General features: G+C 37.2%; 11 protein-coding genes. 8 read left to right on the plus strand and 3 right to left on the minus strand.

The features are described from left to right. Positions 1 to 44 precede the first annotated feature (44 nt). Entirely contained in the window at positions 45 to 1,796 is a 1,752-nt protein-coding gene (locus ACRPLQ_RS23600) for an ABC transporter ATP-binding protein (protein WP_013081549.1), read from the plus strand. Between the two features lie 35 nt (positions 1,797 to 1,831). Here ACRPLQ_RS23600 and ACRPLQ_RS23605 read toward each other — a convergent pair whose 3' ends face one another. Together ACRPLQ_RS23605 and ACRPLQ_RS23610 are read right to left on the minus strand one after the other, a co-directional pair. Further along, positions 1,832 to 2,920 carry an FUSC family protein gene (locus ACRPLQ_RS23605; protein ID WP_013081550.1) on the minus strand — a complete coding sequence of 363 codons (1,089 nt, stop codon included), beginning with the start codon at positions 2,918 to 2,920 and terminating at the stop codon, positions 1,832 to 1,834. Between the two features lie 327 nt (positions 2,921 to 3,247). Further along, positions 3,248 to 4,546, minus strand: a complete 1,299-nt coding sequence (locus ACRPLQ_RS23610) for a glutamate-1-semialdehyde 2,1-aminomutase (protein ID WP_028412426.1) — start codon at positions 4,544 to 4,546, stop codon at positions 3,248 to 3,250. Between the two features lie 202 nt (positions 4,547 to 4,748). On the opposite strand from ACRPLQ_RS23610, the gene ACRPLQ_RS23615 reads away from it, so the two are divergent. From ACRPLQ_RS23615 to perR, 6 genes are all read left to right on the plus strand, one after another. Beyond that, positions 4,749 to 5,762: an ATP-binding cassette domain-containing protein gene (locus ACRPLQ_RS23615; protein ID WP_165635408.1), complete on the plus strand. Its 1,014-nt coding sequence runs from the start codon at positions 4,749 to 4,751 to the stop codon at positions 5,760 to 5,762. Then, the gene (locus ACRPLQ_RS23620; protein ID WP_013055168.1) at positions 5,755 to 6,546 is read left to right on the plus strand and encodes an ABC transporter permease; all 792 of its coding nucleotides are present in this window, start codon (positions 5,755 to 5,757) and stop codon (positions 6,544 to 6,546) included. The genes ACRPLQ_RS23615 and ACRPLQ_RS23620 overlap by 8 nt, the downstream gene beginning before the upstream one ends. A 9-nt stretch (positions 6,547 to 6,555) precedes the next feature. Next, a complete protein-coding gene (locus ACRPLQ_RS23625; RefSeq protein WP_013055169.1) occupies positions 6,556 to 7,341 on the plus strand; it encodes an ABC transporter permease in 786 nt (261 codons plus the stop codon). Between the two features lie 92 nt (positions 7,342 to 7,433). Continuing rightward, positions 7,434 to 7,826 (plus strand): ion channel, encoded by a 393-nt coding sequence (locus tag ACRPLQ_RS23630; protein ID WP_013081554.1) that lies wholly within the window; start codon positions 7,434 to 7,436, stop codon positions 7,824 to 7,826. A 69-nt stretch (positions 7,827 to 7,895) separates the two neighbouring features. Continuing rightward, a complete protein-coding gene (bcp, locus tag ACRPLQ_RS23635) occupies positions 7,896 to 8,366 on the plus strand; it encodes a thioredoxin-dependent thiol peroxidase (protein WP_165635407.1) in 471 nt (156 codons plus the stop codon). A gap of 254 nt (positions 8,367 to 8,620) precedes the next feature. Then, the gene (perR, locus tag ACRPLQ_RS23640) at positions 8,621 to 9,055 is read left to right on the plus strand and encodes a peroxide-responsive transcriptional repressor PerR (protein ID WP_165635406.1); all 435 of its coding nucleotides are present in this window, start codon (positions 8,621 to 8,623) and stop codon (positions 9,053 to 9,055) included. A gap of 22 nt (positions 9,056 to 9,077) precedes the next feature. Here perR and ACRPLQ_RS23645 read toward each other — a convergent pair whose 3' ends face one another. Further along, on the minus strand, positions 9,078 to 9,437 hold the full coding sequence (locus tag ACRPLQ_RS23645) for a YgzB family protein (RefSeq protein WP_014461817.1): 360 nt from the start codon (positions 9,435 to 9,437) through the stop codon (positions 9,078 to 9,080). 222 nt (positions 9,438 to 9,659) lie between these two features. Between ACRPLQ_RS23645 and ACRPLQ_RS23650 the strand changes: the two genes are divergently transcribed. Then, positions 9,660 to 10,526, plus strand: a complete 867-nt coding sequence (locus tag ACRPLQ_RS23650) for a nucleotidyltransferase-like protein (RefSeq protein ID WP_013055174.1) — start codon at positions 9,660 to 9,662, stop codon at positions 10,524 to 10,526. The last annotated feature ends 323 nt before the right edge of the window (positions 10,527 to 10,849 follow it).

A 10,849-nucleotide genomic window follows, 5' to 3' on the forward strand; every position in this document is an offset into this window, starting at 1 on the left:
TATACTAAGGAAGCTTGCCCTCATAGATAGAAAGGGGAGATTTTATGGGAAGTATAAGACGCTACATGAAGTTTGTACAGCCATACAAATGGCAAATTGTCGGCACTGTCTTAATTGGTATTATTAAATTTGCTATTCCTTTATTAATTCCGCTGCTTTTGAAATATGTTTTGGACGATATCGTAAATGGACATGGCATGTCTTCCTCTGAAAAAGTTCATAAAATGGTGACGATTATGGGGATTTCGTTTGTTATATTTTTAGTGTTAAGACCTCCCATTGAATATTACAGGCAGTATTATGCTCAGTGGGTATCGAGCAAAGTATTATATGATATTCGGGATCAGCTGTTTAGCCATATTCAAAAGCTTAGCTTGCGTTACTATGCAAACACGCGAGCGGGTGAAGTGATTTCACGAGTCATTAATGATGTAGAGCAAACAAAAAACTTTGTTATCACAGGCTTAATGAACGTATGGCTTGATATGATGACGATTGTAATAGCCATTGTGATTATGTTTACGATGAATGTACCTTTAACACTGGTATCGATTATTTTGCTGCCCGTTTATGCGTTCTCTGTAAAATATTTTTACAGTCGTCTGCGCCATTTAACGCGAGTCCGTTCGCAGGCTTTAGCGGAAGTACAGGGTCACTTGCATGAAAGGGTTCAAGGAATCTCTGTTATTCGCAGCTTTGCTATTGAGCCTCATGAGCAGAAACAATTTGATAAGCAAAATTCAAATTTTCTACAAAAAGCAATCAATCATACGAATTGGAATGCCAAAACATTTGCAGTAGTGAACACCATTACCGATTTGGCACCTTTAATCGTGATTACATTTGCTGGATATCAAGTCATCACAGAAAGTCTTAGCGTAGGAACGATGGTAGCATTTGTGGCCTATATTGACCGCTTGTATAATCCGCTTCGCCGCTTGGTCAATTCATCGACTACGCTCACGCAGTCTGTTGCATCTATGGACCGGGTGTTTGAGTTCATTGATGAAGAATACGATATTACAGACAAGAAAGATGCAAAAGAATGTACTGAGCTTCATGGAAAGGTGCAGTTTGAGCACGTTTCATTTGCTTATGAAGAAGAAGAAAAACCTGTGATTCATGATATTAATTTAGATGTAGAAAAAGGAAAATCCGTTGCGTTTGTTGGAATGAGCGGAGGAGGGAAATCCACGCTTATCAGCTTAATTCCGCGCTTTTATGATGTGACAGAGGGGAAAATTCTCATTGATGACATTGATATCAAAACCTATAAAGTACGCAGCCTGCGAGATAAGATTGGAATCGTCCTGCAGGATACGGTGTTGTTTAGTGACACGGTTAAAAACAATATACTGCTTGGAAAGCCAGGAGCGACAGATGAAGAAGTAATTGCTGCGGCAAAAGCCGCAAATGCCCACGATTTTATTATGAATTTGCCCGAAGGATATGATACAAAAGTGGGAGAGCGGGGAATGAAGCTATCAGGGGGACAAAAGCAGCGTATTTCCATTTCGCGCGTATTTTTAAAAAATCCAGCTATTCTTATTTTTGATGAAGCCACTTCAGCTCTAGATTTGGAAAGTGAGCACTATATTCAAGAAGCATTAGCTGAACTAGCAAAAGACCGTACGACTTTCATTGTAGCCCATCGTTTATCTACAATTACTCATGTTGATGAAATTGTACTTTTAGAAAATGGAAGAGTAGTCGAACGAGGTTCTCATGAGGAGTTAATTAAGAAAAAAGGTCATTACTATCAGCTCTTTAACGTTCAGCAGCTTGATACAATTTAAAAACACCACCTATTGTCTAACAATAGGTGGTGTTTTTAATCTTCTTGTCGCTGATGATTAATATCAAATGAGTTAGCATCTTTGTGATAGTTTTGGAACGTATCAATCAGCTTATCAAGATGCTCTAACTCTTCACTATACTCAATGATGACAGAAATTAAAGGGAAGATATGATAAATAACCTTATTCTCTTCATCATTATCGTATATTTTGTACTGCATAAATTTATCGATTAAAGCTCGTTTTCCAACGCAGGCTTCGTTTGGTACAGTAGTGGTTGGCTGTACGCGTAATTTCCCAATGAATTTTAATAATACTTGCTCATGATACATTAACAGGCACTCAACTTCAGATTTGATTAAATCTTGAAATTGCTGTGGCATGACTTGAAGATCATTTTCCACTCGGTGAAGTAGTTTCAAGGTTGTAAGAGCTCGTGTTGTTACGGTAATCATTTGACGAAATAAAACGAGCTTGCGTGACTTAACAAAACGTTTTTTGGTTGAATAAGTGCGTTCTTCTTTGTAAAAATCAAAGATTTGATTCATTTTAGCCACATTGTCTTTCATTTTTTCAATGTCTTCTTTTAACAATGTGTGCTCAGATGCGTGATAAAGATTCATGCGAATCCATTTAATAATTTCTTCCGTTGTGCTTACAATTTTATAATACAATCTTGTTTCATACTTTGGCGGAATAAAAATAAGATTGACAATAAATGCTGAGAATACCCCAAGTAACACTGTACCAAAGCGTATAAGTGCATATTCAACGAAATTATCTCCTGGATTTTCCATGATTGCAATTACTGTCACAAGCGCAAGCCCAATTGTATTATTAATACGTAATTTTAAGTTGACTGCAATGACAACAACAGCGGTAAAACCAATAATGATGGGATGGGTACCAAAAATAAGTCCAAAACAAACTGCAGAAGCAGCTCCAATCACATTCGCCTGTATTTGCTCCAATATCGTTAAATAAGATCTGTAAATAGACGGTTGAATTGCAAAAACTGCCGCAATTGCCGCAAATATTGGAGATGGTAAACTTAGAAATTCACCTAATAACAATGAAAGTGTAATGGCAATTCCCGTTTTTAAGATGCGGGCACCAAGTTTCATGTGCGTTCGTAGTTCCTTTCTGTAAAAAAGTTTTTTCGTTATGAAGAATGTTCCCCAAAACAAATGATAAATTGCAAAAATCAATCCTTCTTTATTACATAACCTGTTGGAAATAATATAAACAATAACATACTATACAAGGTTTAAGAATGGATATCAAGAGAAAACAAGCAGAAAAATAAGGGTATTTCTCGGGATTTTTCGACAGGATGACAAAAAGGAGATGACGCGTAAGAAATGGTTATGAAAGGTGGGAATGTTCTATAAGGAAACCCAAAGGCAAGATAAAAAAGCACTCATTTTCAAACGAGTGCTTTAGAGTAAAAATTAGCGTTCTTCACTTAACTGTTTAAATGCTTTTTCTACAGCTTCTAAAGTGTCGGTAATATCTTTTTCTGTATGAGCTGTAGTAAGGAACCATGCTTCATATTTCGAAGGAGCTAAGTTGACGCCTTGGTGGAGCATTAGTTTAAAGAAGCGTGCGAATAATTCGCCGTCTGTATTTTCTGCTTGTTCATAGTTTTTAACCGTTTCTGTTGTAAAGTAGAGAGTAAGAGCGCCTTTTAATCGATTGATCGTAATAGGCATGTTATATGTACGAGCATGTTTTAAAATACCTTCTTCGAGCATCGCCCCTAGCTTATCTAGCTGTTCATAAACACCTTCTTGCTTTAGTACTTCCAGGCAAGCAATCCCAGAAAGAATAGACGCTGGGTTTCCTGCCATTGTACCTGCTTGATAAGCCGGTCCAAGCGGCGCCACTTTTTCCATGATTTCTTTTTTACCGCCGTAGGCTCCGATTGGAAGACCTCCGCCGATGATTTTTCCAAATGCAGTCAGATCAGGTTTTACACCAAGTAAATCTTGAGCTCCGCCGTACATAAAGCGAAATGCTGTAATAACTTCATCATAAATAACAAGTGCTCCAGCTTCGTGAGTTAATTCGTTAACTTGTTCTAAAAAGCCAGGTTCTGGCTCAACAATTCCGAAGTTTCCAACGATTGGTTCTACTAAAACAGCTGCAATTTGATCGCCCCATTTTTCTAATGCTTCCTTGTAAGGCTCAATATCGTTAAAAGGAACTGTGATGACTTCATTAGCGATACTTTTTGGTACACCTGCAGAGTCAGGAGTTCCGAGCGTAGAAGGGCCAGATCCAGCTGCTACCAATACAAGGTCGGAATGGCCGTGATAGCAACCTGCAAATTTAATGATTTTATCGCGTCCAGTATAAGCGCGTGCTACACGGATTGTTGTCATAACTGCTTCTGTTCCAGAGTTGACGAAGCGCACTTTATCTAATGCGGGCATCGCTTCTTTGAGCATTTTAGCAAATGTGACTTCATGAGCAGTCGGCGTACCGTAAAGAACACCAGTTTCAGCTGCTTTTGTAATAGCTTTCGTGATATGAGGATGAGCGTGTCCTGTAATAATAGGGCCGTAAGCTGCTAAATAGTCAATATATTTATTTCCATCGACGTCCCAGAAATAAGCTCCGCTTGCCTTTTCCATTGCAACAGGTGCTCCGCCTCCTACGGCTTTATATGAACGTGAAGGGCTGTTAACGCCGCCTACAATATGTTCGAGCGCTTCAGCGTGTAATTGTTCTGATTTTGTAAATTGCATGTTATGCCTCCTAATGAAAAGTTCAACTTCTTTATTCTATCAAACTTATTTGTTTCTTGAAAAACATTCGAGAACGTGTATGATAGAAATTTGTGAGCTAACTGCTAGAAAATAGTTCCTCGTTTCTTGGAGGAGTTGCTAGCAAGGGCGCCGGAAACAATAAAAGAAACCACTAATACGTCGACGTAACGGAGGGAATACGATGAAAAATGCTATTGAGGTGAATCAACTTCGGAAAGAATTTAAAGCTTATTCTAGCCGCTCTGGCCTTAAAGGGGCATTCCGGGATTTATTTACCCGTAATTATAGAGTCATGAAAGCTGTGAACGATATTTCGTTTACCGTAAAACAAGGGGAAATGGTAGGTTATATAGGAGAAAACGGAGCGGGGAAATCGACAACAATCAAAATGCTGACAGGAATCTTAACTCCTACTTCAGGCGAGATTACCGTAAATGGAATGAACCCTCATAAAGAAAGGGAGAAGTTTGCCCAAACGATTGGAGTTGTTTTTGGTCAACGCTCTCAGCTGTGGTGGGATATTGCCGTACAAGAATCTTTCCGCTTGTTAAAAAAAGTATACAAAGTGTCAGATGAAGATTATAACGCTCATATGGAGCACGTTATTCAAACTTTAGATATTGGACCGCTTCTAGATAAGCCGGTGCGAAAGCTTTCTCTAGGTCAAAGAATGCGCTGTGAGCTGGCTGCTGCTCTTATTCATAATCCGCCGCTTCTATTTCTAGATGAACCGACGATCGGTTTAGATGTACTAGTTAAATTAAAAATCCGCCAATTTTTAAAAGAAATTAATGAAAAGTATAATACGACAATTTTGCTTACGACACATGATTTAGCAGATATTGAAGCTTTATGTGAACGCGTTGTAATGCTGGATGAAGGCAGTATTATTTATGACGGATCACTGCAAAAGCTGCGTTCGAATTGGGGAGACCTTAAACAAGTTACGTTTGAATTTGGAACAGCTCCAAATCAAGAACAGTTGAAGCTATTGACGCAAGGGATGCCTGTTAACTGGATTGAAGGTGATCAAAAATATTTGTGGACAGCGCAGCTTCAAAATAAAGGAGACTTACTGTCACAGCTGATTGCTAAAGTGGTGGCAAAGCACGAAATCAGTGATATTAACATTGAAGAAATTTCAACGGAAGAAATCATCCGCAACATTTATGAAGAAGGTGTTGTGAATGGATAAATATATAGAGATGATACGCATTCGCTTTTTAATGATGCTGGCGTATCGGACGAATTATTACAGCGGAATATTGATTTATGCGATTAATATTGGTGCTTACTACTTTTTATGGTCCGCTATTTATGGAGGAAAAGAGAATATTCAAGGGTTATCTATTACCCAAATGACAACGTATGTAGCCGTTTCATGGATGGCAAGAGCCTTTTATTTTAATAACATTGACCGTGAAATGGCAATGGAAATTAAAGATGGCAAGGTGGCAGTAGAGTTAATTAAGCCTTATAGCTACCTTGGTATGAAAACAATGCAAGGACTGGGAGAAGGGATTTTTCGGCTGCTGTTTTTCTCAGTGCCCGGTATGATTATTGTCGCGTTTTTATTTCCAGTACAGTTCTCAGCCAATGCCGCAACATGGCTTTATTTTGGACTGTCTTTAATTTTTAGTTTCATTATTAATACACAAATTAATTTATTAACGGGTATTACTACTTTCTTTCTCTTTAACAATGACGGACTCATTCGAGCGAAGCGCGTTGTTATTGATTTGTTTTCAGGACTTCTTCTGCCCATCAGTTTCTATCCTTTATGGGCGCAACATATTATGAGCTATTTCCCTTTTCAGGCCATTAGTTATATTCCGAGCATGATTTTCACAAATGGATTTAAAGGGCAGGAAGTAATAAATGCTCTTATTACACAAGCAGTTTGGTCAGGGCTTCTATTTATTCCTATTGCGTGTTTGTGGAACATAGCGAAGAAAAAAATGGTTATTCAAGGAGGGTAGTCTATGAAAATGTTTTATTTTTCGATTTTCTTTCAGTATATTAGTCAATATATGAAAACAAGGCTTCAGTATCGCACCGATATGGTAGTTGAAATCATTTCAGACTTATTGTTTCAAACAGTTAATTTGATTTTTATTTTAGTTGTATTTGGACATACTCAGTCGCTGCACGGATGGTCACGAGAGGAAATTATCTTTATTTATGGTTTCTTTTTGGTCCCTTTTGCTATTTTTTCGTCTTTCTTTAACATTTGGGATTTCAACGAGCGCTACATTGTCAAAGGTGAAATGGACCGAATTTTAACGCGGCCGATTCACAGTTTGTTTCAAGTTATTTTAGAGCGGATGGAACTGGAATCATTGTTTGGTGGTATCACAGGGATTGCCGTAATGGCTTACGCTGCGTCTTCTTTACACCTTCATTTCCAGTGGTATGATGTTTTTATTTTTCTATTGTTTATTTTAGGAGGAGCGCTTGTATACGCAGGAATTTTCATCGCCTTAGCAAGCATAGGCTTCTGGTCGGATGCCAGAACCTCTATTATGCCTACTATTTATAATATTGGAAACTACGGAAGGTATCCTGTAGATATTTATAACAATGTCATCCGATATGTTTTAACGTGGATTCTTCCTTTTGCATTTGTAGGCGTATATCCAGCTGCTTATTTCTTAGGAAGGTCAGAATGGTACGGATATGCATTTTTAACTCCGGTGATGGGAATCGTCTTTTTTGTAATCTCTATTTTCTTATGGAATACAGGTGTCAAAAAATACAGAGGAGCAGGCAATTAAATGCCTGCTCTTTTTCGTGGCTTCTGAGTAGTAATGAATGGACAAGGATGCGCGTATAGTGGTAGTAGAGTATAAATTAAAGGAGTAGAATGATGGTTATTTTTCTAATCCTCGTTATCATTGTTTTTGTAATCGGTAGTATGAAGTTTCTTTTTGAAAAAGAACTTGGAGAATTTCATTTTTTCTCAATTGGTCATTTCTTTGTCTTGTTTTATTCATATATCACAGTTTTATTGGGGTTTAGCCTTATTTATACAGTGTGTGAGATGGGAAGTATTCCAGTGTTAAGCGGAGGGTTTGAACATGAAGGTCATTACTTTTATACGCTGTTTAACAGCATGTATTTCAGCGCAGCGACGTTATTTTCAGTAGGATACGGAGATATGTATCCGGTTGGAATTGGGAAATTATTTGCAACTTTTGAAGCGTTTATCGGCTACATTATGCCTGCAATCTTTGTGATGCGAACTGTTACCCGCACTTAAACTTGTCATCTTATCTAATATTGGGTACGCTATTCAAAGAAAATGAAAAGCGTAAAGGAGCAGATAAATATGACAGCTGTAGTTGGAGAAAAAGCACCCGATTTTGTATTAATGTCTACAAATGGAGAGCAAGTATCACTCGCTTCGATGAAAGGAAAAAACGTTGTGCTGTATTTTTATCCGAAAGATATGACGCCAGGCTGTACAACGGAAGCTTGTGATTTCAGAGATCAGCATGAAAATTTTGAAGAGCTAGATGCGGTGATTCTAGGAGTGAGCCCCGATCCAATCGACAAACACCATAAGTTTATTGATAAGCACGGTCTTCCATTCTTGCTTTTAGCTGACGAAGGTCACAGCGTAGCTGAAGAGTATGGGGTATGGAAACTGAAAAAAAACTTTGGAAAAGAATATATGGGCATTGAACGCTCCACTTTTATCATTGATAAAGAAGGAACGCTCGTAAAAGAGTATCGCAAGGTTCGAGTAAAAGGGCATGTGGAAGAAGCTTTATCATTTATTAAAGAAAAAATGGCATAAAAACAGGCAGATAACTAGAGCAGTTTTAGTCTTTGAACATACAATATCAGTGTAGGGCATACCTCCTCAGATGTTAATATATTTAAAAGTGTGGATTGATTTCCACACTTCTTTTTTTGCATAACATATATGAATAATTTCTACTTATTACATAAAATAGGAATAGGCATCAAGTTGACAAAACGTGGGTAAAACATGTAGACTAATTATAAGAATTATAAAGTAATAATACTTATAGAAGAGGGGTGCATGACGTGTCAAATTATTTACAAGAAGCCCTTGAAACGTTAAAAGGTACTGGCGTTCGTATTACACCACAACGTCATGCTATTTTAGAGTATTTAATCAATTCTATGACACACCCAACAGCAGATGATATTTATAAAGCGCTGGAAGGTAAGTTTCCAAATATGAGTGTAGCAACCGTTTACAATAATTTAAGAGTATTTCGCGAAGTAGGTATTGTAAAGGAACTAACATACGGTGATGCATCAAGCCGGTTTGATTATGTTACAACAGAGCATTACCATGTGATTTGCGAAAGCTGCGGAAAAATTGTGGATTTTCATTATCCTGGTTTAGACGAAGTAGAAAAGCTGGCTGCTCATATTACTGACTTTGATATTAGTCACCACCGAATGGAAATTTACGGAACGTGTCCTGATTGTACGGCTAAAAAAGCGCATTAATAAGCTGATAGTAGTGATACTATCAGCTTTCTTTTTGTTTTTTTCTATTATACTTTTCATCGAATTGTTTTCCTTCAAGAGACCGGTCAAGCGTAAGCGGCTCGTTGCAATACATACACATATCTACGCGCCCTAGCATTTTGGTTTGCTTTTGACATGTAGGGCAGGTTACTTGAACTGCTTTTGTAGAAAGCATGCCAATCCAGAAATAAACGCCGGTACTAGCTACGATGCACAGTAAACCTAAAAGCATAAAAATAGTCATTAGCCAGACTGAAGACCGAAAGAAAATTCCCCCATACATAACAATGAAACCAACAAAGATCAGGCTGAGTGCAAACGTGCGAATCTTGTTAATTTTATTTGAATACTTTATCCCCATCAGTATCCCCCCTATTACCAATATATCATAGAGTGAGACAGTGAATAGTAATAAAAATTGAATCTTCGGAAAATTATCCGTAGTTTTTGAGCTTTCTGAATGATTTCCATAATTCTGAGTGGGATATCCGTTATACATCGTATATAATAAAAAAAGAAATCTTAGTCCATAGCCTTTAAAATTTTGAAAAATATTTGTCTATTACAGTTAGGAGAGCTCAAAATGGAAGATGTTTTACGGCCAATATATCAAGAAAGAGCTAGCAATAAAGACACACTCGGTATTTTACTGATTGAAAAAAAGAAATCAGAATCTCCAGTGACGGATAATTTGGATGCTATCTTATTTATTGTGACCAAAACCACAGAAACTTCTCTTTTTATTAAACAATACGAATATGAAAATGAGCGTGCTGCACTTTATATGGCTTCTGAACAGCAAATGAGTGAATGGATTATGAATGGGACGAACCGCCGTATTATTGATTGGATCTTAAATGGTAAAGTGCTATTTGATCGAAACGAATATATGGAAAACTTAAAGAAACGCTTAATTGATTTCCCTAGAGAAGATCGGACAAAGAGAATAGGTGTCGAGTTTGCTAAGTTGATTCGCCGATTTAAAGAAGGAAAAGACTTTTATGCGTCTAATCATTATTTAGATGCATTCAATCATGTCATTCATGCTCTTCATCATTTAGCACGACTGTCTGTGTTGGAAAATGGATTTCACCCAGAAGTGACAGTGTGGAACCAAGTGAAAAAAATAGAACCTGAAATTCATCGTCTTTACGAAGAGCTAATTATTAGCCAAGAAGAGGTTAGCAAGCGTTTGGAGCTGCTTTTCTTAGCAAGTGAATTTCTAGTCAATAAAAAAACTGAATTGGGTGCGAAGCATCTTGTTCATATTATGAAAAGTGAAAAGCAGGAATGGACGTTTAATGAACTTGTTCATCATCCCGAAATACGCCCTTATGCTATTGACTTAGGAATACTCCTTGAGTTTTTAATTGAAAAAGATATCATTATGGTAAAAAAAGTAGAAACCAAAGGAAAGAGTTTGTACCATAGACACTATGTGGCGAAATGATAGAGAGAGAAAGGGTATCTGATACGGTATGGTTATGACGTATAGATGCCCTGACACATGATTTTATAGTCTGGATAAAAGGTTTTTCTAAAAAAACACGATTTATTTTAAAAAATCTATTGACGCTTTAAAATATCCGTGGTAAATTTATATACGTCGCTGATGAGCGATACTAAATTTATCAAAAACTTGAAAAAACTTCTTAAAAAAGTTGTTGACAAGAAAGAGATAAACTGGTAAGATTAAAAAGTCGCTTAAGAGCGGCGGTTGAACTTTGAAAACTGAACAAAGCGACAAACGTCAACGTTAATTTTTATTTTTTA

The organism is Priestia sp. TRN 1309, assembly GCF_050846875.1.
Taxonomy (GTDB): Bacteria; Bacillota; Bacilli; order Bacillales; family Bacillaceae_H; genus Priestia; species Priestia zanthoxyli.

What these genes read in the sequence shown, in the direction of transcription:
- ACRPLQ_RS23645 (WP_014461817.1), bottom strand. Translation starts at nt 9,437, where the DNA reads ATGGGGATAAAGTATTCAAATAAAATTAACAAGATTCGCACGTTTGCA.
- ACRPLQ_RS23650 (WP_013055174.1), top strand. Translation starts at nt 9,660, where the DNA reads ATGGAAGATGTTTTACGGCCAATATATCAAGAAAGAGCTAGCAATAAA.
- ACRPLQ_RS23600 (WP_013081549.1), top strand. Translation starts at nt 45, where the DNA reads ATGGGAAGTATAAGACGCTACATGAAGTTTGTACAGCCATACAAATGG.
- bcp (WP_165635407.1), top strand. Translation starts at nt 7,896, where the DNA reads ATGACAGCTGTAGTTGGAGAAAAAGCACCCGATTTTGTATTAATGTCT.
- ACRPLQ_RS23610 (WP_028412426.1), bottom strand. Translation starts at nt 4,546, where the DNA reads ATGCAATTTACAAAATCAGAACAATTACACGCTGAAGCGCTCGAACAT.
- ACRPLQ_RS23605 (WP_013081550.1), bottom strand. Translation starts at nt 2,920, where the DNA reads ATGAAACTTGGTGCCCGCATCTTAAAAACGGGAATTGCCATTACACTT.
- ACRPLQ_RS23630 (WP_013081554.1), top strand. Translation starts at nt 7,434, where the DNA reads ATGGTTATTTTTCTAATCCTCGTTATCATTGTTTTTGTAATCGGTAGT.
- ACRPLQ_RS23620 (WP_013055168.1), top strand. Translation starts at nt 5,755, where the DNA reads ATGGATAAATATATAGAGATGATACGCATTCGCTTTTTAATGATGCTG.
- ACRPLQ_RS23625 (WP_013055169.1), top strand. Translation starts at nt 6,556, where the DNA reads ATGTTTTATTTTTCGATTTTCTTTCAGTATATTAGTCAATATATGAAA.
- ACRPLQ_RS23615 (WP_165635408.1), top strand. Translation starts at nt 4,749, where the DNA reads ATGAAAAATGCTATTGAGGTGAATCAACTTCGGAAAGAATTTAAAGCT.